This window comes from Hyphomonas chukchiensis (genome assembly GCF_000682695.1).
Classification (GTDB): domain Bacteria; phylum Pseudomonadota; class Alphaproteobacteria; order Caulobacterales; family Hyphomonadaceae; genus Hyphomonas; species Hyphomonas chukchiensis.
On sequence record NZ_AWFG01000013.1, the window covers coordinates 23,390 to 48,772 of the forward strand.

The following is a 25,383-nucleotide window of genomic DNA, read 5'->3' on the forward strand; positions in this document are numbered from 1 at the left end:
GGATTTCCAATGCCCGCTCCCCTTTCCGTCATTATTCCCACACTGAACGCCGCCTATGACCTGCCGCTATGTCTCGAAAGCCTGATGCCAGGGCTTGAGTCCGGGCTGATCCGCGAGGTCATTGTGTGCGATGCCTTTTCCGAAGACGGAACAGAGGCCATAGCTCAGGCGTCCGGGGCCACCTATATCGCGACAGCAAAGGGCCGAGGCCGGCAGCTGATTGCCGGAACCGAAGCCGCACGCGGCGACTGGTTCCTGTTCCTCCATGCCGACACCATCCTGTCGCGCGAGTGGGCCGAGCGCGTTTCTGACCATATTCGTGATCGTCCCGGTCATGCTGGCGCCTTCCGTCTCAAGTATCGCTCCGACGACAAGCGTGCGCGCTGGCTGGAATCGCGCGCCAACCGCCGCGCGCGGTGGCTCGGCTTGCCCTATGGCGATCAGGGCCTGCTGATCTCGCGCGAGCTTTATGACGATGTGGGCGGCTTCCCGGATGTGCGCCTGATGGAAGACGTCATGATCGTGCGGGCTGTCGGCAAGAACAGGCTGAGCTTCCTAGACGCAGAAGCGCGCACTTCGGCCGTGAAGTATGAGCGCGATGGCTGGCGCCGCCGCGCGTGGAAGAATTCCTGGATGCTGGCGCGTTTCCTTCTGGGCGTCAGCCCGGACAAGCTCGCCAAGGAATATACCTAGTCTTCGGTCCAGAATGCTTCCGTGCCGAAATCCTCGCCATGGGCAGCGATCAGATAGGCCTTGAAGGCGGCAAGGTCGCTCACGCGGCAGGAATAGTTGTCCACGCGTTCGAGCCCATATTTCGTCAACATCTCAGCCTCGGTGTCATTGCACGCGGGCATCGCGAACTCGTAGGTTGGCACATGTGTGGCTGCGCCCGCGCGAATATGGGCGACGAGATAGTGGTAACTGACCTCCGGCTCATCACGCATCTCGACCTCGGCGAGATAGACCGGGTTCGTGTCCTCCGCTCTCAGCACCTGGAAGCGCACGCGCAGCGGCTTTTCCTCGGCCTCTTCCCGTGGCGGGGTTATCTCATAGACGCCGTCTTCACCGACCATCACATTGCGACAATCGTCAGCGAGGCAGAGGACAACGCCATCATACGGCAAATTGACTTGCTCGCCGGGCGGGATCAGCGGCACTTCGCTGTAAAAGCAGGCAGAGAGCGCTGCGAGACTCGCCAGAGCTGTCAGGATACGAAACGGGACCATGAACTTTCTCCCTCCACTGAATTCCAGCTTTCCTCTGGTTAGGGTCGAAAGTAAGGCCAAGCGATGACAAAAGCGACCCTGCTCATCTATGCTAAACCGCCCCGCATGGGCCTTGCCAAGACGCGGCTGGCTGCCGGCCTCGGCCTCACCGAAGCGCGCCGTGTGGCGCACTTTACCCTCGCACGTACGATGCGGACTGCGCGCAGCGGATACTGGACACCCCTTCTCTACACCGCACCTGATAGCGCCCTGGACGATAGCATTGGCGGTCTCTGGCCAGCCACCCTGACACGTCGTAGCCAGGGGCATGGCGGGCTGACCGAGCGCCTCGACAAGGGGCTTGCCGAAGCGCGGTCTGGCCCGGTCCTGTTCATCGGCGCCGACGCTCCGGACCTGTCACCAGCCCTCTTGCGAGCTGCCATCCGCACGCTGCAGACCCACGATGCTGTATTCGGCCCGGCGCGGGATGGCGGCTTCTGGCTGTTCGGCCTCAACAAGGGCCCGCGTACCCGGTCGCCGTTCGGCAAGGTGCGCTGGTCAGGGCCGCACGCGATGGAAGACGTGTGGGGAAACCTTCCACCGCATGCGCGTGTCGGTCTTCTGCCCATGCTGATTGATATTGATGAGGCAAATGACTGGCATGCGTGGAATGCAGTCCGCTGAGCAGTGAAATTAATTTATGTTATCGCTTGAGCGCGTGAATGCCTGTGGATTAACCTCTGATTTCACACGTTAGGGGACAGCATGTACCGGCTTATCTATATCAGCTCCGCGTCCGAAGATATTTCCGCAACGGACATTCGGGATATCCTTACAACCGCTGTGTCCAATAACCGGGATATGGAGATCACAGGCCTGTTGATGTACAACGGACTGAACTTCATGCAGGTGCTTGAAGGCAAGCGGGACGATATCGAACCCCTCTTCGAGAAGATCTCCAATGATAAGCGGCATGTGTCTGTCGCCTCCATTCTTCAGGGCGATGCCGACACGCGGATTTTTGCGCCATGGGCCATGCTGTTCAAGAAGGTGAAACCTGAAACGGCTGAAGATGATGTGCCTGAGGTGACCATGTCCGAAATCATGGCGCTCGACATGCCGGACAACGTGCGCACGATCATCAAGAATTTCGACAACCTGTTGGGCTGATGACACCAGCCTGAATCCACAGGTTCTACGCATTACCTCCAAATATGTTCTTGTTTTGTTCTTGCTCTTGTGGGCACATGAGCCCCATGAGGACAGGACAGAAACTCAAGCCTACGGGCCGCGTGACGCTGATCGACACGCAGCAGGCCGTCGAACGGTCTGACCAGCGCGGGCGCGGCGCAGTGTCCAACCAGACTGGCCGGTTCGAGCCCGAAACGCGTCACACCTTCGATGACGGCTGGGATACTGTCGAAGAGGCAGCCGCCCGTATCGACACGACGCTGACGCGTGAAGCGGCCAAGACGATCATCACCTTCAACAAGTCACCCGACATTTCGTTTGACCGTTCGATCAACCCCTACCGGGGCTGTGAGCATGGATGCATCTATTGTTTCGCCCGGCCCAGCCATGCCTATGGCGGCCTCTCTGCCGGGCTTGATTTCGAAAGCAGGCTCTTCTTCAAACCGAACGCGCCGGAATTGCTGAAGCGGGAATTGTCCCGCCCCGGCTATCGCCCTCGCTCAATCGCGCTGGGCATCAACACCGATGCCTTCCAGCCGGTGGAACGCGAATTGGGACTGACGCGCGAACTGCTGAAAATCCTGTCGGACTATCGCCACCCCGTCAGCCTCCTTACCAAATCCTCCCTGATAGAACGTGATATCGACCTGATGGCGCCCATGGCAGAAGCAGGGCTGCTGCGCGTCGGCGTCTCGATCACCACGCTGGATCGCACCCTCGCGCGCAAGATGGAGCCGCGCGCGGCAACGCCCTCACGGCGGCTGCAGACCATCCGCGCGCTTTCGGACGCGGGCATACCGGTAACGGTCATGACCGCCCCCATCATTCCCGGGCTGACCGACCATGAGATCGAGCACCTCCTGGAGGCCGCCGCTGAACATGGGGCCACAGGCGCCGGCTATGTTCTGCTGCGCCTGCCGCATGAGATAAAGGACCTCTTCCATGAATGGCTGGTGACCCACGTGCCTGATCGCGCGGCGAAAGTGATCAACACGATCCGCGAAATGCGGGGCGGCAAGGATTATGATGCCCGCTGGTTTGAGCGCGGCAGCGGGCGTGGTCCCGTTGCGCAGATAATTTCGCAGCGCTTTGCCCGGGAGACCCGGCGGCTTGGCCTCGACACGCCCCGCCCCGCGTTGCGAACAGACCTGTTCCAGCCACCGGTCGCTCCAAATGGCCAGCTGCGGTTTGGTTTTTGACAGGATTTTCACCGATTATCCCGATTCCATCCACAGACTTATCAACAGGTCTATCCACAGGCTCAAAATCCGTTAGTTTCGATATCGAAACGATTTCGGACTGATTCGGCTGCGCAACTATTAGGGTTTCGGAAACCGGCGTCCTTCAGTGATTCGTCTCCACGAAACACAAGTAGACAATACGGGGCCGGCCATATGGAATTGAAGCGCAACACGATCTTGCAGGGCGACTGCATCGACATTCTCCGCCGCCTGCCCGACCGCTCCGTCGACCTGGTCTTCGCCGATCCGCCCTACAACCTCCAGCTAGGCGGCGGTCTGACCCGACCCGACCAGTCGGTTGTCGATGGCGTGGACGATGCCTGGGACAAGTTTGACAGCTTCGATGCCTATGACCTGTTCACGCATGAGTGGATGGAAGAGTGCCGCCGCGTTCTGAAGGATGATGGCGCGATCTGGGTCATCGGTTCGTACCACAACATTTTCCGCGTCGGCACCGTGCTGCAGGACCAGGGCTTCTGGATTCAGAATGACGTCATCTGGCTGAAATCCAACCCGATGCCCAACTTCAAGGGCACGCGCTTCCAGAACGCCCACGAAACGCTGATATGGGCCGGCAAGTCGGAAGCCTCGCGCGTCACGTTCAACTATGATGCCCTGAAAGTCTTCAATGAAGACAAGCAGATGCGTTCCGACTGGGTCATCCCGCTCTGCACGGGCGGCGAGCGCCTGAAAGATGAGGCCGGCAAGAAGGCCCACCCGACGCAAAAGCCGGAAAGCCTGCTCTCACGCATCCTGCTCGCCACGACCCATCCGGGCGACGTGGTGCTCGACCCCTTCTCCGGCACGGGCACGACGGCTGCCGTCGCCAAGCGCCTTGGCCGCGACTTCATCGGCATCGAACGCGATCCTGACTATGTACGCCTGTCGCGCGCCCGCATCGCCGCGATCACGCCAATTGAAGGTGAGATCCTCGAAACCGAGCGCAGCAAGAAGTCCCTGCCCCGCGTACCGTTCGGCGCCCTCATCGACAATGGCTGGCTGAAACCGGGCGACCGCCTCTTCTCGCCTCAGCGTCGCTTCCAGGCGCGCATCCGCGTCGATGGTTCGCTGACAACCGGTGCCGTTTCCGGCTCGATCCACCGCCTCGGCGCACATGTCCAGCAGGCGCCTGCCTGTAATGGCTGGACTTATTGGCACTTCGAAGACCCCAAGCGGAACCTCGCGCCGATCGACCTGCTGCGCCGCCGCTATCGGGACGAAATGGGCCTCAACTAGGCTTCGGGCAGCGCCAGCAGGAAGGCTTTCGCGAACACGCTCGGCAATCCCTCAACGTCCCGGATGGGTGTCCACACCCCGTCCGGGCGTTTTGCCGTTAGGCGGGCCTGTTTGACGGTCAGGATCAGGGCAAAGTGCGTGAAAACGTGGCGCACCTCGCCAATTGTTTCCCAGTTCGCCTCCACTGGCGGCGCTTCGTCGGGCATGCCGCTCTTCGGCCATTCCGTTCCAGGCAAGGCCAGCATCCCCCCAAGCAGGCCCTTGTCAGGGCGCCGCACGAGCATGACCTCGTCCCCTTCCAGCAGGACATAAGCCACCCCGTGACGTACCTTTGTCGCAGCCTTTGCAGGCTTGCGGGGATAAGTGTCCGGTTCGCCCTCGGCCCGCGCTGCGCACATGTCCGCCAGCGGGCAGATGAGACAGTTCGGCCGCGTTGGTGTGCAGATGGTGGCACCCAGATCCATCAGCGCTTCGGCGAATACCCCCGGCCGCTTCTCAGGCACGAGCGCCCGCACCTCAGCCGCAATTACCTTCTTCTCTTCCGCCCACTCGCCCTTTAGCGCCAGTAGACGCGCGAACACACGGTCCACATTGCCATCAACAGCTGCCGCCTGCTGGTCAAATGCAATCGCGGCAATCGCCCCGGCCGTATAGGGGCCGATGCCCGGCAGTTTCACGAGTGTCTTCTCGGTCTCCGGAAAGCCGCCAAGGGCCACCACTTCGCGTGCACATTTCAACAGGTTGCGCGCCCGTGCATAGTATCCGAGTCCCGCCCAGGCGGTCATGACCTCCTCATCACGAGAATTTGCGAGCGCTTCCACCGTGGGCCAGCGCTGTGTGAACGCATGAAAATACGGCGTACCGTGCGGGATGGTGGTCTGCTGCAGCATGATCTCGGATAGCCAGATCCTGTAAGGATCAGGGCGTTTTCCGAGCGCCCGGTCTGCTGGCGAAACCCGCCAGGGCAAATCGCGGGCATGCTTGTCATACCAGGCCAGAAGCCGTGCGGGCAGTTCCTTGAAAGACCTCTTGCCGGGCATGTGTGCCTTTTCCTCGCCACCAAGCCGTGCTTGTCTTGGGGAATGGTAACAAGATCAACCCTGGACCCCATTGAAGAGGCACGCGCCCGAGTTCGGCTGCGCTATCTGCGCGCCCGCAAGGTCCATCCCGGCATCTCGCAGATCGGCCTGGCCGCCGAGCGCCTGACGCGCAAGTCAGGGGCAAAGAAACTGCCCGCCGTGCAGATCCTGCAGCGCCGCTGGCGGGAAATCGTCGGCGAGAAGCTCTATCCCTTCTGCCGCCCGGAGAGGATTACCGGCGGCAAGGACGGCCGCGTGCTGACTCTGCGCGTCATTCCGCAGGCCGCACCTCTGGTGCAGCACCAGGCCGAGACGATCCGCCAGCGCGTCTCGGTATCGGCAGGCGGCGACATCGTTGCGATCAAGATCGTGCAGGGCGCCCTGACGACCAGCGAGCCCGCCGCGCCGCGCCGCAAGAAGCGCCCCCTTACCGCAGCAGAGCGGCAGGCCCTCGAAGCGCGGACCGCCGGCATTCAGGATTCCAGCCTGCGCGCAGCGATTGTTGCGCTGGGCGCAGCTGTGCTAACCGCAGACGACTCCGATACTTCCACCCCGGACTCGCGTCCGGCCACGTAGACCTCCTGTCCTGAAGGCCCGTTTCAATGTCTCTGATTCCTCGCCCGTCCGCACTTGTCACGGCTCTTGCTTTCCTTATCGCCGCCTGCGGCAATGCAACCGGAGATGCCGCAAAGCCAGCGCCCACTGAAGCGCCTGCCGCGCCAGCCATACTGGGGCACATCAAGGGCGCCGCCGACGCGCCGCTGACCGTCATCGAATATGCCTCGCCGACCTGCTCGCACTGCAAGCATTTCCACGACGATGTCATGCCGACGGTCGAAGAAAAGTTCATCGCCACGGGCAAAGTAAAGTTCATCTTCCGGGAATATCCGCTGAACGATATCGACGTTGTTGCCTATGCGATGGCCAACTGCGCCGGCGAGGACAAATTTTTTGACGTGCTGGATGACCTGTTTGAGCACCAGCAGGACATCTTCGATGCCTCCAAGTCCGGGACGATCAAGCAAATCCTCCTCGATATCGCTGCGCGACACGGCATCGCGGACGAAAAAGCCTTTGATGCCTGCACGGTAAACCGGGCAATCCGCCAGCGCATTGCAGACACGATCATGACCGGCGACACTTTCGGCGTGCACGCTACGCCGACGTTTGTGGTCAACGGACAGGTCAAACCAGCTGATCAGGACGCCCGCTCCGGCGAAACATTCGAGGCCTATCTGAACGGCGAACTGGCCAAGCTGTCTGAATAGGCGGCTCGGCACACAGCATTAACGATTTGGCAACCAACCCGACTCAATTCTTAACGCGAAGGTTATGATGATGGAACGCATCTCCAGACGAACCGCTTTGGCCGCCGTTTCGGCGTTGGCTCTTGCTGCCTGTGGCGGCAGCGACGATAGCGCAACGAGCCCCAAGAAGACCGGAAACGACCCGGCCGCGATCGGACACGTTGTCGGTTCGGCTGATGCGCCCGTGACATTTATCGAATACGCTTCACCCACCTGCCCGGCCTGCAAGTATTTCCACGACTCTGTCCTGCCGGAGATCACCGAGAAATACATCTCCACAGGTAAAGTCCGCATGGTCTACCGGGAATATCCGGTTCACGACATCGACGTGCCCGCCTACGCGATGGCGCTGTGCGCAGGCGACGACAAGTTCTTTGCCGTGCTGGACGACATGTTTGAACACCAGTCCGGCATCACCGATGCGGCCCGCAATGGCGTGCTGAAAGCGGCGCTGGTCGCGATTGGCGAGCGCCACGGGATCGCCGACGAAGCCGCTTTCGATGCTTGTATGGCGGATGAGACCATTCGGAACCGCCTGAAGGCGACATATGACGAAGCCCAGAAAGACGGCGTCGACAGCACCCCGACATTCATTTTCAACGGCCAGGTGTCTCGCTTCGAAGGTGACATCCGCACGGTCGAAGGCTTTTCAGCGAAGCTTGATTCCTTGCTCGCTGGCGACACGGCAGGACAATAAGGATATGAGGCCGGCATGCAGATAACCGAACTCCGCATCGCCGGCTTCAAGTCGTTCGTCGACCCGCAAACCGTGCCCGTAGAACCGGGGCTCACGGGGATTGTGGGTCCGAACGGCTGTGGCAAGTCGAACCTTCTTGAGGCCCTTCGCTGGGCCATGGGCGCCAGCTCGGCCAAGGCCATGCGCGGCGGCGAGATGGACGATCTGATCTTCTCCGGCGCGCAGGGCAGGCCCGCGCGCGAGACGGCTGAAGTCACGCTCGTCCTCGACAATTCCAAACGAACTGCACCGCCCGAGTTCAATTCCTCCGATACGCTGGAAATCGTGCGAAAGCTGCGCCGCGGCGCGGGCACATCCTACAAGCTCAACGGCCGGACAGTGCGCGGCAAGGACATCCAGCTCCTGTTCGCCGATGCCTCGACGGGCGCCAACTCCCCTGCCCTCGTGCGCCAGGGCCAGATTTCGGAACTGATCGGCTCCAAGCCGCAGAACCGCCGCCGGATTCTCGAAGAGGCTGCCGGTATCGCTGGCCTCAACACACGCCGCCATGAAGCCGAACTGAAGCTCAATGGCGCCGAAGCGAACCTTGAACGCCTGACAGAAGTGTCCGCCGAGGTGGAGCGCCAGCTGGCCAGTCTCAAGCGTCAGGCTGGCAAGGCCCGCAAGTACAAGCGCCTGTCGGATGAAATCCACGCGCTGGACGCCCTTGTCGCCCATTTGCGCTGGAGCGAAGCCAAGCTCGCCTGCGACATTGCCCGTGAAAAACTGGAAGAATCGCGCCGGGCTGTTGAAGACCTGACGCGTCGGGACGCGATCTGCGAGCGTGAGCGTATCGAAGCCAGCGAAGGCCTTGGCCCGCTGCGCGAGGCCGAAAGTGGCGCCTCCGCCAAACTCGGCCAGGCCCGTATAGCGCTCGCCAGACTGGAAACCGAGCGCAAGGTCGCTGCTGACGCCCATGCACGTCTGGAAGCAGAGGCTGCCCGCCTCGTTGAAGACCTTGAGCGCGAACAAGCCGCAAAGGCCGAAGCCGAAGCGGCCACCGAAAACGCCCGGAATGAACTGTCCGCGCTGCCCGTCATGGACGAAGCGCGCAATGACGAAATCGAGGCAGAGATTCGCGCCCGTCTCGAAACAGCGCGAAACCAGCTCTCCGCCGCTGAGGAAGCCGCCGACAACGCACAGGCACAGCTCTCTGAAGTGCGTGCCCGCCGCAAGGCATCGGAAGAGAATGTCGGCGCGCAGACACGTCGCCGCGACCAGATCACGGCGGATATCAACCGGCTGACCGCCGAGATGGCGGGCCTCGAAGATGCCGTGTCGCTCGTGCGCAAGCTGAAGGATGCCAAGGACGCCGAGGCGCAAGCCGAGCAGGCATTGCAGGATGCAGAGAAAGCCGTCGAAGCCGCTGAAGCAAGGCTGACCGAGACACGCGCAGCGGAAGCCGACGCCCAGCCCCCGCGCGACGCCGCCGACAAGGACGTGCGCGCGCTAGAAGGCGAGATTGCGGGACTGCAAAAACTCCTGCGCAAGGCCGATGGCCCCAGCGCGCCCCCTGTTATCGACCGCATCCGCACACATGACGGCTACGAGAAGGCCGTTGCTGCCGCGCTTGGGGACGATATCGAGGCACCAACGGACCGTTCTGCGGCCATGTTCTGGAGCGGCGCTGGAGCTGCCATCCAGTCCCTGCCTGCGGGCGCAACACCATTGAGCGAATTCGTTGAAGCGCCTTCCGAGCTGGCGGCTCGCCTCTCTCAATGCGGCGTTGCGGCGGCAGCAGACGGCGCGCGCCTGATGGCTGAATTGAAACCGGGCCAGCGCCTCGTTTCACGGGAGGGACATCTGTGGCGCTGGGATGGTTTCACACGCACACCGGATGCACCGGTGTCAGCTGCTGCCCGACTTGAACAGCAGGCCAGGCTTGAAGCTGCGCAAAAAGAGATCGAGCCGCTTCAGGCCGAACTCGCGCACCTCACCACCAAACTGACAGAAGCCCGCGATGCGCGCTTGGCCGCCGAGGAGGCCCTGCGCGGTCTGCGCCAAACCATCGCACCGGCTCAGCGTAGCCTCAGCGAGGCCCGCACAAGGGTCACGGAAGCCTCCCAGGCCTCCGAACGGGCCGCGATGAAGCGCGACACGGCCGGAGAAGCCCTCGCCCGCGCCAATGCCGATCTGGCTGTGGTCAAGGAAGCCCTGTCGCTGATGTCGCCACAGTCTTCCGCCGAAGAGGAATCAACGCTTGAGGCAAGGCTGACAGAAGCACGCATGGGCGTCACAAAGGCCCGCGATGCCGAAATCGAGGCGCGCGGCCAACTCACAGACATTACACGCGGCCGGGAACAGGCCGCCAACCGTCGCGCGGGCCTTGAGCGCGACGTGGAAACCTGGACCACCCGCGCGATCGCCGCAGGTGACCGTGTCGAACGGCTCGTCCAGCGCCGCGCCAGTGCCGCGTCCGAAGCCATCGCCGCCAAGTCTCGTCCCGAGGAACTCGCCACCGAGATCGAGTCCATGGCGGCCGATGTCGAACGGCTTGAGACAGAGCGCAAGCGCATCGCAGACCAGCTTTCGGAAAAGGAAGCTGCAGCGCGGGAAGCCGAGACCGCCGCACGCCAGGCTGCCGTCGCCGCATCTGAATCCCGCGAGACACTGGCGGGTTGGAGCGTGAAGCTGGAAACGGCTGAAGGTCGCCTCGAAGAAAGCGTCGAGATTGCCCGCAACTCGTTCCAGCGTACGCCCGAAGGCCTGTTGGCAATTGCCGAGTCAGGCCTCGACGAAGCGGAGATGGGCGAATTCACGCCGCGCGACGCGGAACGCAAGGTCGAAGACCTGCGCCGCGAACGCGACCAGCTCGGCGGCGTCAACATGAATGCCGAGGAAGAGGCCGAGGAACTCGAAACCCGCCTTGGCAGCCAGGTTCATGAGAAAGAAGACCTGACGGCCGCCATCGCCAAGCTGCGGGAAGGCGTCGATGCGCTCAATGCAGAGGGGCGCGAACGCCTGTTGGCCGCCTTCGAGACCGTCAATGAGCATTTCAAGGCCCTGTTCACGGCCCTCTTCCGGGGCGGACAGGCGGAACTTCGCCTTGTCGATGCCGAAGACCCGCTGAACGCCGGCCTCGAAATCTTCGCCCAACCGCCCGGCAAGAAGCTCGGCACGCTGAACCTGATGTCAGGCGGCGAGCAGGCGCTGACAGCAGCCGCCCTGATCTTCGCCGTGTTCCTGTCGCGCCCTGCACCGATTTGCGTGCTGGACGAGGTGGACGCGCCGCTGGATGACGCCAACGTGGACCGTTTCTGCAACATGCTGAACGAAATGCGCCAGCGCACCGACACACGCTTCGTGGTGATCACCCATAACCCGGTCACCATGAGCCGGATGGACCGTCTTTTCGGCGTCACCATGCGCGAACAGGGCGTTTCAAAACTCGTTTCTGTGGACCTTGAAGCCGCCGAACAGCTTGTTGCGGCGGAGTAGCGCAGACGCACAGTCAGGAATTACAATAAAAACAAGGAATTGTGTTTCTGTAATCGCGGTTGACTTGGCAGAGCCCCCCTCATAGTTTGCGCCGAAATCCGGGGGTCTCCCGATCAGCAAGGATTCGCGGCTGCGGAGCGCTTTAAAACATGTCCAGTGAGGGTCCAGACGGCCTTGGTGAGGAAATCGCCAAAGCAAGGGCGGCCCGCGCTGAACGGGAAGCGACGAAGCAAGCGCAAACCAAGGCTGACGAAGGAAATCATTCGGCCGGGGCTTATGCCCTGCGATATGGCGCGGAATTCGGCGCCAGCATCTTTGTCGGTGGCTTCATGGGCTACTGGATCGATGTTTTCGCAGGAACGAAGCCCTGGGGCTTGCTGATCATGGGGTCTTTTGGCTTCGCAGCGGGCATTCGGGCCATATTACGCGCCTATAAAGAGCTGAATGCTCAGGCGCTGAAACATACAGAGGGGCCGCAGGCCTCCGAAGACGGGAATTGATACGGATGAACCTGTTTATGCCGAGCGTTGCGCTGGATCCCATCCACCAGTTCAAGGTCACCAAGTGGCTCGACTTCAATGTCGGCGGCATCGACCTGTCGTTTACCAACGCATCCGGCTTCATGGCGCTGGGCGTCATCCTGACGATCGCTTTCTTCGGCGTGGCCGCCTCGAAAGGCCAGCTCGTGCCTTCGCGCCTCCAGTCGCTCGCTGAAATCGGTTACGGCTTCGTGGCCGACATGGTGCGCGGCGCCGCTGGCGAGGAAGGCCTCAAGTTCTTCCCGTTCGTCTTCACACTCTTCTTCTTCCTGTTCTTCGCGAACATGATCGGCATGGTGCCTTACGCCTTCACCACCACGAGCCATATCATCGTGACCGGCGCCTTGGCCCTCCTCGTGATTTCCATCGTGATCGGCTTCGGCTTCTACAAGAACGGCTTCAAGTTCCTGAAGCTCTTCGCCCCGTCGGGCGCACCATGGCCAATCTATATCATTCTGATCCCGATTGAGATCATTTCCTTCTTTGCCCGCCCGCTGACCCTGTCGCTGCGTCTGTTCGCCAACATGCTGGCCGGACACATCATGCTGAAACTGTTCGCCGGTTTCGCTGTCGGCCTGATCGCAGCAGGCGGCGCCTATATCATCATCGCGCCATTCGCTTTTGCCATGGGCGTTGCGCTCAACGCACTTGAGCTTCTGGTCGCTGGCCTGCAGGCTTACGTCTTCGCCATTCTGACCTGTGTGTACCTTAACGACGCGTTCCACCCCGCACACTAGTTACCCTTTCGCCGGTGCGGCCACATGGTCACACCAAACCGCTTGACGCCGCACACGGAACACGCTTCACGGGCGGCACTTTGTAGAACAACAGCATTCCCATAAGGAGATCCCCATGGAAGGCGATATCACCCTCGGCCTCAAATATGTTGGCGCAGGCCTCGCAACACTCGGCATGATCGGTGCCGCTATCGGTGTGGGCAACATCTTCGGCTCGTTCCTCGACGCCGCAATGCGCAACCCATCGGCTGCCCCGCAGCAGACCGGCAACCTCTTCATCGGTATGGCCCTCTCCGAAGCGCTCGGCATTCTGTCGTTCCTCGTGGCCATCCTGATCCTGTTCGTCGTCTAGGAAGCTTTCCGGCTTCGGGCTGGCGACATTTGCGTCTCCAGCCCTGACGACTGACATGAAACCGAGGATATTTTGATGCTGATCGCATTGCTTGCAGAAACTGCGGCCCACGGGTCCGAACATCTTGCGGAAGACACACCGCCGCCGTTTCCGCCGTTCGAAACATGGCACATGCCATCCCAGCTGTTCTGGCTGGCGATCCTGTTTGGCATCCTCTACCTCACCATGTCGCGGGTCATCCTGCCGAAACTGTCGGATACGCTCGAAAAGCGTTCTGACCGGATCGCATCCGACCTCGACCAGGCGGCCCGCCTGAACGACCAGGCAACGGAAGCCCAGCAGGCTCTTGAGCTGCGCATTGCGCAGGCCAAGAACAAGGCCCGCGAAACGGCTGACAAGGCTCGCGCCAAGATGGATGCCGAAATGGCCGCCGAAACGGCACGCGTCGACGCCGAAATTGAAAAGAAGCTGGATGCGGCTGACGAGCGGATCGCAAGTCTTCGCGTTGAAGCCATGAAGAATGTCGAGCAGATCGCCATTGAGACCGCAGACACGATTGTTGGTCGGTTCGGCGTATCGGCTTCGAAATCCGAGCTGAAAAAAGCCGTTACTGCGGCGCTGGAGTAGTCACATGCGGACGATGAAATATCTCATCCCGATGAGCGTACTGGCTGCAAGCGCAGCCCTGCCAGCCTTGGCGGCGGAAGAAGGCCACGCTGCCGGTCATGGTGAGGGCTTCATTGGCGGACTGGCCTATGCGTTCACCGACCCGGTGACATTCACCGCCTTCCTGGCATTTGTTGTCTTCCTCCTGATCGCGGCACGTATGGGCGCCTTCAAGACCATTCTTGGTGGCCTGGACAATCGCGCCAGCGCCATCTCTGCCGAACTGGAAGAGGCCCGCAACCTGCGTGAACGCGCTGCCGAGGCGCTTGCCCTGGCTGAACGTCGCCAGCAGGACGCTGACAAGGAAGCCGAGGCCATGATCGACCAGGCTAAGGCTGACGCGAAACAGATCATGGCAGAGGCCCGCAAGGACATTGCCGACCGTCTCGTTCGCCGTGAAGCGCTTGCCGAGGCGCGTATCTACCGCGCGGAAGCCGAAGCGACCGAACAGGTGCGCCGCGCAGCAGCGGATGCCGCCATCTCGGCCGCACGCCGCGTCCTCAGCGAGGATAACGGCGTTGACCAGTTCGAGGCAGCTGCCCGCGAGATCGACCGCGCCCTGAGCTAGCAGCGCAGGCTCGAGCTCATAAAGAAAAGCGCCGCTGGAGAGATCCGGCGGCGCTTTTCTTTTGACCGTGGAGGAATGCCTACTCGGCGGTGTCGTCCACGATGGCGCCCGGCTGAAGCACCTGGTTCATGAGCGAGCGTGGCACCTGACCGGCAGGGCATGTCAGGGCCACTGCCGTACCATTGCTGATCGCTGGCATGGAGGCCCGCATTTCAGGTGTGAGAGGTTGGGAGCGGAAGACCCATGCAAGGATCAGCATGGCCGCGATTGCGACCATGATGCCGCCAATCGTGCCCCAGCCAATGCCCATGTCGGCATCCGCCTGACGAATGGTGGCGGCTGTCGGCCGAGCCGCTTCGGCAATCTTGACCCCGGCGACCGGACGATGGCCGTTACCATTCGCGCCCTTGAGTGATGCCGCAGCGAGCGCTGCAGCGCCTTGTGCCTCAGGGGCAGGCGCTGGCTTCTTGCCAAGCTCTTTTTCACGCTGTGTCTTCGCGTGGAGCGCCAGAGGGTCTTCGGGGTGGGCGGCGAGCCAGTCTGCCCGCTCATCCTCATCCTTCGAACCATAACCCATCCACTCGCGCAGGTCGGTGCGACCATCACGGCTGCCAAGCTCGTCCACGGCCTGGTAAAAGCCCTCAGGCGTCTTGCGGGATGTCATGCCAACAATCGAGAAACGCTTGTTGGTCCGGAATGGCTCATAAGGAATGGTCTTGTCGAGGCCCATCTGGACAAGCGTGCCAGGACGGGAATGGCCCACCGAAGCGGCGGCCCTGACCCAGTCGCTCTTGACCGCGTTCTCGGACCACAGGACGAGCATGGACGTGGAGTTCATCGCATTACGCGCGTCCTTGGCGTCAAAGGTCTCGTCGACCTGCTTCTGGTCAAACCAGACCTTGAATTTGAGGGCGCGAAGCCGCCTTGCGATCAGCTTCGCCGTGTCGCGATCTTCGTTCGCGGATACCAGAAAGACGTCATATGCCATGGGGTCATTCCTGCAACTCTTGTGCCGAGCATAGCAATACTGCCCCCCTTGGCCACCCAATTCCGCTTTCAGGCGACAAAACTGCCTGTTTTTCGTGGCGAAATAGCGCTAAGGCCCCCGTCAGACAGTCAGAAAAAGGAGGCCGGAATGGGCTTCAAATGTGGAATTGTGGGCCTGCCCAATGTCGGCAAGTCGACCCTCTTCAACGCGCTCACGCAGACCGCCGCCGCACAGGCCGCCAATTATCCGTTCTGCACGATCGAGCCGAACGTTGGTGAAGTCGCGGTGCCGGAACCCCGGCTCAACGAACTGGCCCGGATTGCAGGTTCGAAGGAGATCATTCCGGCGCGCATGAACTTCGTCGATATCGCCGGCCTCGTTGAGGGGGCCTCCAAGGGCGAAGGTCTCGGCAACCAGTTCTTGGCCAATATCCGCGAAACCGACGCAGTCATCTATGTCCTGCGCTGCTTCGAGAACGATGACATCACGCACGTCCGCGGCACGGTCGACCCGATCGCAGACTTCGAGGTGGTCGAGACCGAGCTTATGCTGGCCGACCTGGAAAGTCTCGACAAGCGCAAAGCCGGCGTCGAGAAGAAGGCCAAATCCGGTGACAAGGATGCCAAGGCGCAAGTTGCGCTGATCGACCTCGCCCTTGCTGAACTCAACGAAGGCCGCCCTGCCCGCAAGGCCGCTGTGCCCAAAGACGAGACGCGCGCCTGGAACATGCTCCAGTTGCTGACCTCCAAGCCTGTTCTGTTCGTGGCCAATGTCGATGAAGACAGTGCTGCCACCGGCAATGCCCATTCCGAACGTGTGGTGGCGCGCGCCAAGGAAGAAGGCGCCGGATGCGTGGTGTTCTCGGCCCAGATCGAGAGCGAGCTGGCCTTGCTCGATGATGCCGACCGCGCCGAATATCTGGAAACGCTCGGTCTGGAAGAGCCGGGCCTGACCCGCCTGATCCATTCCGGCTATGACCTGCTCAACCTCCAGACCTATTTCACGGTCGGCCCAAAAGAGGCGCGCGCCTGGACCATCCGGCGCGGCTGGACGGCCCCGAAGGCCGCAGGCGTCATCCATGGAGATTTCGAAAAAGGTTTCATCCGGGCCGAGACCATCGCCTATTCAGACTTCGTTGCCAATGGCGGCGAAGCCGGTGCGAAGGAAGCCGGCAAAATGCGCGCAGAGGGCAAGGAATACGTCGTCCAGGATGGTGACGTACTCCACTTCCGATTCAACGTTTGAGGAGGGGTTCGCAGAGCTCATTTTATGAGTGTGGATATAAGTAAGGATTAACTATCGCGTAACGTATACATATCATTCTACCTCCCGGAGAGACATCCCCTTCCATGGGGACGCAGCTTGGGAAGGCGCGATGCAAAAAGTACCGTTTAACTACACACCATGCATCATCCTTGCGATTGCAGGGGTGCTGCTTCCATTGGGGACGTCAAGCGCTGCAACCGATACAGATACCTTCGATGTGACTGTAACAGTTATTGCAGCATGCGAGATATCCGCTACCGACCACGACTTCGGAACCTATGACGCACTATCGCCAAGCCCACTCGACTCGACGTCGACAATCTCAGTTACTTGCACGTCAGGCGCCAGCTATTCAGTTGCGCTGAATGCCGGAACCACAGGGGGCGGCACCATACCCGCACGCCTCATGACTGATGGCTCCAATACACTCTCGTACAACCTCTACACGAACTCGGGCTACGGTACAGTCTGGGGTGATGGTACTGGCGGCTCTTCTGACGTTACCGGCACAGGCAGTGGCAGTGTTCAGGATCTGACAGTTTATGGACGCATGCCTGCAGGCCAGGGGGAACCCGCCGGCGACTATTCCGACACAGTGACGGCGACGATAACCTACTAGCGGCAAGAGGCGATTTTTCAATGTTGAACAAGGTGAAATTAATCGTCTTCGGGGCCGCGGTTTCAATCCTGCTCCCGTCGTCAAGCGCTCTTGAACTTGCCCCCACGATGATCACGCTGGAGCGCGACCATCCGATCGCCACTTTGAGACTGGTAAACGATGGTGCGACAGACAAGACATATGAGTTGACAGGGTTCTCCTGGAAGCAAGCCGATGGCAGTGACCAACTCTCTAGCGCGCCAGCCCTGATCATCACCCCTCCTGTGGCGTCGCTCGCGCCTGGCACGGAAACCCTCGTCCGTATCGGTCTCGCCTCCCCGTCTGTAAATGGCGACGCCGAAGAGACATTTCGGATACGTGTCCGTGACATCACGCCGACCGGCCCGAATACCGCGAACGCGCTACGTATCCGCATGGAGTTTCTGTTGCCGGTTATCGTACCGGCAAATGCGCCGCAGTCTAAACTTCGGCTCGCCGATGCGCGTGAACAGGATGGCGCCCTGTGCATCCGCCTGCGCAATGAGGGCAGCTCCTACCAGAAGATTGTCGGCCTTGGGGGCCACAAAGGCACGGCGGAGATGATCTCAGTCCAGCAATATATCCTGCCGGCATCGGAGGCGACCATATGTTCGGAAGCGCTCGCAGGCGTTCCGCGCGACCGGATCATGGCCGATCTGGCGCCAACATATGCCTCAAATGCACAAACGCTTTACCTGGTGGCGGGCAATGCAAGTGTTCCGCACCAGACTGACGATTAGTCTTATTTTACCGGGCGTCGTCGCTGGCGGCCTGGTCTACGCAGACACGCCCGCCGCCAGGGAGGGAGGCCGCATGGTGGCTGCATCCCTTTCCCGCACGCTCGGACTGAGAGGTTTCTTGTCGTCCACGACTGACGCGTATCACATAGTTGAGACGCGCCTGAACGGCCAGGCGTCGCCAGCCCCCCTGATGATTATGGAACGCGATGGAATAATCTGGCTCCCGAAGGCCTATCTTGGGCAGGTTGGGCTGAGGATCCCTGACGGCTTTGAGACAGTACGCGGCCAGGACTATGTGCCGATCAGCACCATTGGCGATGCGCAAGTGCGTTTTTCGGCCGACCATACCCGTCTCGACATTACCTGCAGCACTCAGTGCTATGAGCCCAACAGATTGAATTTCAATACTGTGACGCAACCGGCCTTCTCGGCCGTAACGCCTGGCCTGTTCATCAACTATGATCTTTACTCCCAGTTCGGCGACACGGGCGAGTCAGTCGCCGGTTTTGCCGAGACAGGCCTGTTCACACCCTGGGGCACAGGCCTCACAGACTTGTTCTGCATTTCAAAGCCTCCGAGCGAATGCATACGGCTTGAATCAAACTGGACGATAGACGACCCGGGCTCGACGCGTCGTCTGCGACTGGGCGATACGGTCAGCGATGCCGGAACATGGGGCATGCCGGTGCGCTTCGGGGGGGTGCGCTGGGGCACAGACTTCAGCCTCAATCCCGACATCCTGACCTTCCCGACCCCATCACTCTCCGGCGACGCGACCGTGCCGGGAACAGTGTCTGTCCTGATCAATGCTACGGAACGTTTCCAGGGCAATCTCAAGCCGGGACCGTTCACGATCACTGACCTACCCGTTGTCACAGGCGCCGGCACGGCACAGGCGGTCGTCACGGATGTGCTCGGGCGGGAGACGATTGTCGCCACCCAATTCTATGCGGCGCCTCAATTGCTGCGCCCCGGCCTTGCGGACTATTCTCTGGAAGCCGGCTGGCTAAGAGAAGATTTCGGCTTGGAGTCCAACCACTATAGCGATCCTTTCCTCGCGGGTGGCTATGCGCGCGGATTGAGCGACACGCTGACCATGGGCGCCCGGACTGAAATCTCAGATGGCGTTTATATCGCAGGCCTATCGGCAACAAAGTCAGGCACGCACTTCGGCGTCATTGAAACCTCGGCAGCGCTCTCAGATAGCGAAGGGCATACCGGCAGCCAGTTTCAGGTAAGCCATGAATATCGCAGCCGGTCCCTCACCCTGGGATCGACAGTGACTTACGCTTCGGAAGCCTACAGGCGCATTGGGGAAGAGGGCGCCCTGCCCCGCACAACAGCGCGCGCCTTTCTCGGGTGGAATATCGACGCCGTTGGTACCGCAACGCTCAACTGGGTTAAACAGGACGAACGCACGGGTGAGGACTATTCAGCCGTGGGCTTTGGTCTCAACAGCCGATGGCGGCGCGCGTCCATCGCTGTCTCTGCCCTGAAAGCCACCGAGCCTGACGATAAATTGTTGGCGAGCCTGCGCGTCTCCATTCCATTCGGCCCCGATGGAACGGCAGCAACGGGCGTGGACTACCGAAACAACAGAACGGGCGTAGAAGCCCGCTTCCGCAGGAGCGCGCCGCGCAGTGGTGGGCTGGGTTATAATGTCGAATTGGAACGGGACAGCCTTGAGCGGTTCGCGGGGGGCGTGATCTATCGCGGCTCTGTCGGCGAGGCATCGGCCGACTTCAGCGATGTTGAAGGCCGCCGCGCCGGCCGCCTGGGCCTGCGCGGCGGGCTGGCCTATTTCGGCAGTGAGCTTGTCGTGGCTCCCGCCATAACTGACAGCATGGCCCTGGTAGAACTGGACGGGGAACCCGGCGTCCGCGTCTATCATGACAGGCAGCTCGTTGGCGTGACCGACAAGAGAGGCAGATTGGTCATCTCGGATATCAGGAACCATGAAACAAATGTGGTTGCCTTCGAACCGACGGACCTGCCCCTCACAGCCGATTTCTCGAGGACCCAAGTCGCACTCGTACCGGGGTTCCGAACCGGGCATCGGGTGGATTTCGGCATTTCCCATCATGCGGATGTCATTGCTTATGTCGTCCAGCCTGATGGTCGTCCGCTTCAGACGGGCACACGACTGCGGGATACTGCAACGGGGAAATCCTATGTTGTCGGAAGTGACGGTCGCGTCTTTGTTCCGGATGCCGGCTCATTGGTCCGCCTGATGCAGGAATCAGACACAGACGCCTGCATGGCAAGCCTCCACGGCCCCGCCGGTCGAGCGGATGTTGCAGTCACCGATCTCGGCACAATCACCTGTCACCCGGCCAGCGAAGGGGCACCTGCATGAGACCCGCCCTCATCCCGCTTAGCCTCTTGATGGTGCCGGTCATTATCTTCTGCGAACGCGCGGAAGCCACTTGCACCGGCCTCGGGTGCAGCTGCTCGATCAGCTCAGATGATGTGTCCTTTGGCACCTATGATCCACTGAGCGGCTCCAATCATGATGCGACCGGCGAGGTACGCGTGACATGCGGGGCGCTCGTCGCCAGCGTGGGCGTTTCCTATACGATCTCTCTCAGCAGCGGCAGCAGTGGCACAGCCCTGTCGCGCTCCATGGCCAATGGCGGCTCGACCCTCGCCTATAACCTCTACACAAACCCGTCCCGCACCAGCGTCTGGGGAAATGGCGCCGGAGGAACAGTCACGCTGGGCAACAGCTATACGCTCAGCCTTCTGTTTCCCAAGACCGACGCTTTCCCGGTCTATGGCCGTATTCCGCCTGGCCAGACCGTGGGCGCAGGCAGTTATGCGGACTCCCTTGTTGCGACCGTGACTTTCTGATCGGCGATCACCACATGTGCCTGAAAGGGCCGGTATGTGTTTTCACGCGAAGCAGGACTTGCGGTTACGCTCCGGTTTCAATAGACGACTAGGTTCGTGTGGAGAGGTGGCCGAGCGGCTGAAGGCGCGCCCCTGCTAAGGGCGTATACGTTAACGCGTATCGAGGGTTCGAATCCCTTCCTCTCCGCCAGCAACTATTTTCGGCAGTAATATACAATAAAATCAGAGCACTAGTCTGGCGGCACATTGCAAGTGTAGGACGAGTGTGGCCGGAATTGTAGGCCAGCAAGGACATCACGTTCCGATAGCCGCAGATGTCTGACCTATTCTAAGAAACTCCGGTTTCGTAGACGCTCGCACACACTGTCCAACACTCCGGGAAATAAGTGCTCAGCTGTGATGTTCATCTTATCTAAACTTCGGAGAGCGCGAGTTCGCTCGCTAGCATCGATATCGACCGCAAACAGGAGCTGCTTGTTCAACTGCTGCTCCTGTGGTCTGCCCCACTGAGGTGGTCCATCGCCTTTGTTAGTCCGGCGGTTTCCATGTAGCGGCGTTCATGCTGCTACACCCCCATAGTAAGGCGGTATGAACGCCGCGGGCAAGACGGCTTCTGGCGCGGGTGGTTTGTAACCAAGCGATGAGTGTGGTCGGGCTGTATTGTAGTGGTGTCGCCAGCCTTCGATGAGGACCTTCGCTTCTCGTAGACCATAGAAGATTTCGCGGGCGAGAAGTTCGTCCCGCAGTTTGCTGTTGAAGCTTTCGCAGTAACCGTTCTCCCAAGGGCTCGCCGGTGTGATGTAGAGCGTCTTCACACCGATGTTGCCGAGCCATTCCCGAAGCGCAATCGCGATAAACTCAGAACCATTGTCTGATCGGATGTGCTCAGGTGCGCCGTGTGTGACGAACAGTTCGCCCAACACATCCAGGACATCGCGAGAGTTCAACCGCCGCTCAACGCGGATAGCGAGGCACTCGCGCGTGTACTCATCGATAACACACAACATGCGGAAGACCTTTCCCTCATGGGTGCGATCCTGGACAAAGTCGTACGACCAGACATGGCCCTTGTGCGCAGGCCTCAGCCGCAGGCACGAGCCGTCATTCAGCCATAACCGACTGCGTTTTGGCTGCTTCATTGGGACCTTGAGCCCTTCACGTCGCCAGATACGGTAGACGCGCTTCTCATTCACATGCCAGCCATCGCGCCTCAGCAATGCGGTGATCCGGCGATAGCCATATCGTCCGAACCGAGAGGCGAGGTTGATGATGGCTGTCGTCAGAGCCTCCTCATCATCACGAAGTGAACATGGCTTGCGTTGTGTCGAGCGATGCTGGCCGATCACGCGGCAGGCCCGGCGCTCTGATACGCCTAACCCTTCCACCACGTGATCGACTGCAATGCGTTTGCGTGAAGGGCTTAGAACTTTCCCCGCACAACTTCCTGAAGGATCTGGTTGTCGAGCGTGAGATCGGACACAGCTCGGCGCAACCGGACATTCTCTTTTTCCATGTCCTTCATGCGTTTTGCCTGGCCAACCTGAAGGCCGCCATACTCCTTGCGCCATCGATAGTAACTCTGCTCCGTCACGCCGATGGCGCGCGCTGCCGCCGCTGCTGTCTCACCGCGAGCGAGGCGAACCTCAACTTCCCGCAGCTTCGCGATGATCTCTTCAGGCTTCAATCTCTTGCCCATGTCTCAGCTCCATATCTGAAGCCGGGGCTAACTCAAATAATGGACCACTTTGCTGGGGGCAGACCAAAATCTGCTAATCTCGAGGCGCCAAGCATACCTTACTTTGGCCTACAGGCCGTTTGCGCGAAAGCCCTCTAGCGAATGCCTGGAGCATTAATATTGCGCTAAATAGCGGCGGCACTTGTCGCATAAGGCATTTCGCTACGCATGCGCTCGAGCCCACGCCGGATCCAGCTCTTCACAGTATGGGGAGACTGGTTCAGCTGGTCGCCGATTTCACGGCACGTATAACCATGAACGACCTGTAGCATGATCGCGGCCTCCATGTTGGGCGGCAAATTTCCGATCATTTCGGTCAGTAACCTACCCACTTGCTCAAACCGGGCAGACGCTTCAGGCCGCAACCCATCGTCCTCAACGGCCTCGTCCAGTTCTTCCGTGACGTGGAAGCGTGCGCGGGCCCGCAGCGCATCGATAGCCCGGTTTCGCATGATGACGAGCATCCAGGTAAAAGGGTTCGCCTGTTGGGCGTCATACTTTCCCGCGTTCTGCCAGATAGAAAGATACGCCCGCTGAAGCACATCACTCGTCGTTTCTTCGCAGCATACGATACTCATTACGATCGCCGACAATCGGGGCGCCGTAAGCTCATAGACTCTTGAGAATGCCTGTTTGTCCCCCTCGGCCGAACGCAATAATGCGTTCTTGAGGACTTCGTTTTCACGTTCGCGCTCGGCGTCCATCTCCACAATTCCCACTATATTTTATTCTATGTGGTATACTCTACGAGCAGGGTGGCCGACTGGATGACTGAAACTCGAAATTTCTCCCATTTCGTAACGAAAAAGGGTGCGTGACGTCCCTAATAAATCTTGTCGACGCCGATCACGCGAGGCGATTTGTTCCCGCTTATCATGAGGCTTTCGCGATTTTCCAGTGAGGCTGATGCCTTGTTTAAATCCTCAATCCGATCAGCGGCCAATTGGTCGAGTTCCTCGCGGCTACGGATGATCGTCGGCCGCAAAAACACGAACAGCGTTCGGCGGGTCCCACTTTCGGTCGTATTCTTGAACAGGTTGCCGACGAGGGGAACGTCACCTAGCAAAGGCACCTTGCTTTCGGCCGAGATCCTGTCGTCCGTTATCAACCCACCGAGCACGACCACACTGCCATTATCTGCAAGAACGGTCGTCTGGATACTACGCCGGTTGGTAATCAGGTCAGAAGCGCCCGGGACCACAGAATTAACAAGGGATGAGACTTCCTGGCTGACATCAAGGCGCACGACATCTCCATCATAGATTCGTGGAGAAACCCGCAATGTGATGCCGACATCTTCCCGCTCAATTGTGGTGAATGGGTTTGTCGAGTTGCCCGTCGTGGTGAAAGAGCCGGTGCGGAATGGAACATTCTGTCCGACGACAATCTCTGCAGGCTGGTTGTCCAGGGTTGTAATGCTAGGGGTCGAAAGGAGGTTCGCCTTGGTTGACGATCCAAACGCCTGAACGAGAAGACCGAAATCATCGTTCACGCCGATCCCGGCGCTCAACCCGTCTTCCGTCAAGCCGGTCGCAACCGGGGCACCCAGAATGGACAGAATCCGTCTAAGGGACAGTCCCTGATCAGAGAATGAAACAGCCGCAGCACCGCCTCCGGGCGCAGCGTCGCCTATGCCCAGCTGTACGCCAAACTGTTCAGCTGCATCCCCGGTGATTTCGACAATGGCTGCCTCGATCACGACCTGTGGGCGCCGAACATCTAGGTCCTCGACTAGCCCTTCTACTTCGGCAATTTGTCCGGATGTGCCGCGCACCACGATTGCGTTTATATCTGTTGCGGCCTGCAGGCTGAGTTCGCTGTCGCCACGCCCGATGCCAAACCCGATTGCCGTTTGGTTTGCTTCGGAACCGAAACGGCTTGGAGTCTGTGCGCCGCCAGTTGCGGGATTGGACGCGAGCGTCGCATAGCCAGATCCAATGGCCGGTTTATCATTGTCCACGAGGCTTCGGGCTACAGGGTTAGTGACCGGCGCGCCTGCACCCACTGCGCCACGCAGAACCTCGACCACTGCTTCTGCGTCAGTGTTGCTGAGACGGAAAACACGCGTGGTAATGGCCGCGCCGCCTCCTTTGTCCAGATCCGCTGCCAGTCGGCGTGCCTCTTCGAGCTCTTTCTGATTGCCCCGTACGAACAACTGGTTGCTCCGGACGTCAGCAGCAATGCTTGGTCCCTTCCCGGCTCCACCGAGCAGGCGTTCAAGCATCGCGGCCGCATCAGGTGCGCTGGCGTTCGACAATTGGATAACCGCCATGGAATCGCTTGCACCGCCATCGAGTTGCCTGACCAGCGCTTCAACGCGCGAAATATCATCGGCATATCCCGTTATGATTAGCGAATTGGGCCGACTGAAAGGCTCAACAGAGCCCGAAGCCGACAGGAATGGCTTCAGCGCTGTCGCGGCCTCTGTCGCGGCAAGATTATCCAGACGGATCAGGCGCGTTACGAGGTCAGCATCACGCGCGCCCGCAGAACCCGCAATAGGCCCCCCTTGCCGTGCCTCTGCCTGCGGTATGATCCGCCATGAATCACCAGACCGAATGGCGGCAAACCCCTGTACGCGCAGAACAGACTGAAACAGCGTCCACACGCCGTCTGCATCTAGTGGTTCCTGCGAAATGACCGTGACCTTACCACGAACAGCCGGGTCAAGGATCAGAGTCCGACCGGTGACCGTCGCCACGTCATCGGCAAAGACTGCGATGTCCACGTCGCGCGCATTCAGAAGAAATGTAGATCCCGGGCCGGTCTCAACCTTGGCCTGTTGCAGCAGGTCTTCCGCATGCGCCGCTGCGATAGGCACCAGAAGCATCACAAATATCAAAAGGGTCAGTCGACGGCTCATCAGATTATC

General features: G+C 60.3%; 25 protein-coding genes and 1 tRNA gene. 20 read left to right on the forward strand and 6 right to left on the reverse strand.

Translation table 11 applies throughout. From position 1 onward, the window contains the following. Nucleotides 1–9: 9 nt before the first annotated feature. Nucleotides 10–693, forward strand: coding sequence for a TIGR04283 family arsenosugar biosynthesis glycosyltransferase (locus HY30_RS05230; RefSeq protein WP_034737884.1), 684 nt, complete (start codon nucleotides 10–12; stop codon nucleotides 691–693). Here HY30_RS05230 and HY30_RS05235 read toward each other — a convergent pair. Beyond that, the gene (locus tag HY30_RS05235; protein WP_034737886.1) at nucleotides 690–1,226 is read right to left on the reverse strand and encodes a hypothetical protein; all 537 of its coding nucleotides are present in this window, start codon (nucleotides 1,224–1,226) and stop codon (nucleotides 690–692) included. The genes HY30_RS05230 and HY30_RS05235 overlap by 4 nt on opposite strands. Nucleotides 1,227–1,289: 63 nt before the next feature. Between HY30_RS05235 and HY30_RS05240 the strand changes: the two genes are divergently transcribed. From HY30_RS05240 to HY30_RS05255, 4 genes are all read left to right on the forward strand, one after another. Continuing rightward, nucleotides 1,290–1,889, forward strand: coding sequence for a TIGR04282 family arsenosugar biosynthesis glycosyltransferase (locus HY30_RS05240; protein WP_034737888.1), 600 nt, complete (start codon nucleotides 1,290–1,292; stop codon nucleotides 1,887–1,889). Between the two features lie 81 nt (nucleotides 1,890–1,970). Beyond that, nucleotides 1,971–2,375, forward strand: coding sequence for a BLUF domain-containing protein (locus HY30_RS05245; protein WP_051614872.1), 405 nt, complete (start codon nucleotides 1,971–1,973; stop codon nucleotides 2,373–2,375). An 86-nt stretch (nucleotides 2,376–2,461) separates the two neighbouring features. After that, the gene (locus HY30_RS05250) at nucleotides 2,462–3,595 is read left to right on the forward strand and encodes a PA0069 family radical SAM protein (protein ID WP_034737890.1); all 1,134 of its coding nucleotides are present in this window, start codon (nucleotides 2,462–2,464) and stop codon (nucleotides 3,593–3,595) included. A gap of 195 nt (nucleotides 3,596–3,790) precedes the next feature. Then, nucleotides 3,791–4,873 carry a site-specific DNA-methyltransferase gene (locus tag HY30_RS05255; protein WP_034737892.1) on the forward strand — a complete coding sequence of 361 codons (1,083 nt, stop codon included), beginning with the start codon at nucleotides 3,791–3,793 and terminating at the stop codon, nucleotides 4,871–4,873. On the opposite strand, the gene mutY is transcribed toward HY30_RS05255, so the two are convergent. Continuing rightward, entirely contained in the window at nucleotides 4,870–5,913 is a 1,044-nt protein-coding gene (gene mutY / locus HY30_RS05260; protein WP_034737894.1) for an A/G-specific adenine glycosylase, read from the reverse strand. The genes HY30_RS05255 and mutY overlap by 4 nt on opposite strands. Before the next feature lie 42 nt (nucleotides 5,914–5,955). Between mutY and HY30_RS05265 the strand changes: the two genes are divergently transcribed. The 9 genes from HY30_RS05265 (at nucleotide 5,956) to HY30_RS05305 (ending at nucleotide 14,295) form a co-directional block, all read left to right on the forward strand. Beyond that, the gene (locus tag HY30_RS05265; protein ID WP_051614874.1) at nucleotides 5,956–6,528 is read left to right on the forward strand and encodes a DUF721 domain-containing protein; all 573 of its coding nucleotides are present in this window, start codon (nucleotides 5,956–5,958) and stop codon (nucleotides 6,526–6,528) included. A gap of 26 nt (nucleotides 6,529–6,554) precedes the next feature. Then, complete coding sequence (locus HY30_RS05270) at nucleotides 6,555–7,220, forward strand: DsbA family protein (RefSeq protein ID WP_051614876.1); 666 nt, start codon at nucleotides 6,555–6,557, stop codon at nucleotides 7,218–7,220. 70 nt (nucleotides 7,221–7,290) lie between these two features. Beyond that, nucleotides 7,291–7,956: a DsbA family protein gene (locus HY30_RS05275; protein WP_162176892.1), complete on the forward strand. Its 666-nt coding sequence runs from the start codon at nucleotides 7,291–7,293 to the stop codon at nucleotides 7,954–7,956. Nucleotides 7,957–7,971: 15 nt separating this feature from the next. Next, nucleotides 7,972–11,433 (forward strand): chromosome segregation protein SMC, encoded by a 3,462-nt coding sequence (gene smc, locus HY30_RS05280; protein ID WP_034737898.1) that lies wholly within the window; start codon nucleotides 7,972–7,974, stop codon nucleotides 11,431–11,433. A 149-nt stretch (nucleotides 11,434–11,582) separates the two neighbouring features. After that, a complete protein-coding gene (locus HY30_RS05285) occupies nucleotides 11,583–11,933 on the forward strand; it encodes an AtpZ/AtpI family protein (protein ID WP_051614877.1) in 351 nt (116 codons plus the stop codon). A 17-nt stretch (nucleotides 11,934–11,950) separates the two neighbouring features. Next, nucleotides 11,951–12,709, forward strand: coding sequence for a F0F1 ATP synthase subunit A (locus HY30_RS05290; protein WP_034737980.1), 759 nt, complete (start codon nucleotides 11,951–11,953; stop codon nucleotides 12,707–12,709). A 115-nt stretch (nucleotides 12,710–12,824) separates the two neighbouring features. Further along, complete coding sequence (locus HY30_RS05295; RefSeq protein ID WP_034737903.1) at nucleotides 12,825–13,061, forward strand: F0F1 ATP synthase subunit C; 237 nt, start codon at nucleotides 12,825–12,827, stop codon at nucleotides 13,059–13,061. A gap of 75 nt (nucleotides 13,062–13,136) precedes the next feature. Further along, nucleotides 13,137–13,688 carry a F0F1 ATP synthase subunit B family protein gene (locus HY30_RS05300; protein ID WP_034737904.1) on the forward strand — a complete coding sequence of 184 codons (552 nt, stop codon included), beginning with the start codon at nucleotides 13,137–13,139 and terminating at the stop codon, nucleotides 13,686–13,688. 4 nt (nucleotides 13,689–13,692) lie between these two features. Further along, complete coding sequence (locus HY30_RS05305) at nucleotides 13,693–14,295, forward strand: F0F1 ATP synthase subunit B family protein (protein WP_081812064.1); 603 nt, start codon at nucleotides 13,693–13,695, stop codon at nucleotides 14,293–14,295. Nucleotides 14,296–14,374: 79 nt separating this feature from the next. Here the strand turns inward: HY30_RS05305 and HY30_RS05310 are convergent, their stop codons facing one another. Then, a complete protein-coding gene (locus HY30_RS05310; protein WP_034737906.1) occupies nucleotides 14,375–15,283 on the reverse strand; it encodes a toll/interleukin-1 receptor domain-containing protein in 909 nt (302 codons plus the stop codon). Between the two features lie 147 nt (nucleotides 15,284–15,430). On the opposite strand from HY30_RS05310, the gene ychF reads away from it, so the two are divergent. The 6 genes from ychF (at nucleotide 15,431) to HY30_RS05340 (ending at nucleotide 20,966) form a co-directional block, all read left to right on the forward strand. Next, nucleotides 15,431–16,528 carry a redox-regulated ATPase YchF gene (ychF, locus tag HY30_RS05315; protein ID WP_034737908.1) on the forward strand — a complete coding sequence of 366 codons (1,098 nt, stop codon included), beginning with the start codon at nucleotides 15,431–15,433 and terminating at the stop codon, nucleotides 16,526–16,528. 130 nt (nucleotides 16,529–16,658) lie between these two features. Next, nucleotides 16,659–17,168, forward strand: a complete 510-nt coding sequence (locus HY30_RS19660) for a Csu type fimbrial protein (protein ID WP_081812065.1) — start codon at nucleotides 16,659–16,661, stop codon at nucleotides 17,166–17,168. A 20-nt stretch (nucleotides 17,169–17,188) separates the two neighbouring features. Further along, the gene (locus HY30_RS05325) at nucleotides 17,189–17,926 is read left to right on the forward strand and encodes a fimbrial biogenesis chaperone (protein WP_034737910.1); all 738 of its coding nucleotides are present in this window, start codon (nucleotides 17,189–17,191) and stop codon (nucleotides 17,924–17,926) included. Between the two features lie 73 nt (nucleotides 17,927–17,999). Continuing rightward, nucleotides 18,000–20,282, forward strand: a complete 2,283-nt coding sequence (locus HY30_RS05330; protein WP_034737912.1) for a fimbria/pilus outer membrane usher protein — start codon at nucleotides 18,000–18,002, stop codon at nucleotides 20,280–20,282. Beyond that, the gene (locus HY30_RS05335; protein WP_081812067.1) at nucleotides 20,279–20,776 is read left to right on the forward strand and encodes a Csu type fimbrial protein; all 498 of its coding nucleotides are present in this window, start codon (nucleotides 20,279–20,281) and stop codon (nucleotides 20,774–20,776) included. The genes HY30_RS05330 and HY30_RS05335 overlap by 4 nt, the downstream gene beginning before the upstream one ends. A 100-nt stretch (nucleotides 20,777–20,876) precedes the next feature. Then, nucleotides 20,877–20,966 (forward strand) — tRNA-Ser (locus HY30_RS05340). 367 nt (nucleotides 20,967–21,333) lie between these two features. Here the strand turns inward: HY30_RS05340 and HY30_RS05345 are convergent. The 3 genes from HY30_RS05345 to gspD form a co-directional block, all read right to left on the reverse strand. After that, nucleotides 21,334–22,472, reverse strand: a protein-coding gene (locus tag HY30_RS05345; protein ID WP_241765653.1) for an IS3 family transposase whose coding sequence is annotated in 2 segments (ribosomal slippage) — nucleotides 21,334–22,214 and nucleotides 22,214–22,472 — 1,140 coding nt in all. Because the reading frame shifts where the segments join, the coding sequence is not laid out codon by codon here. Nucleotides 22,473–22,636: 164 nt separating this feature from the next. Further along, complete coding sequence (locus HY30_RS05355) at nucleotides 22,637–23,215, reverse strand: RNA polymerase sigma factor (protein ID WP_034737921.1); 579 nt, start codon at nucleotides 23,213–23,215, stop codon at nucleotides 22,637–22,639. 119 nt (nucleotides 23,216–23,334) lie between these two features. Then, nucleotides 23,335–25,374, reverse strand: a complete 2,040-nt coding sequence (gene gspD, locus HY30_RS05360) for a type II secretion system secretin GspD (protein ID WP_081812068.1) — start codon at nucleotides 25,372–25,374, stop codon at nucleotides 23,335–23,337. Between the last annotated feature and the right edge of the window lie 9 nt (nucleotides 25,375–25,383).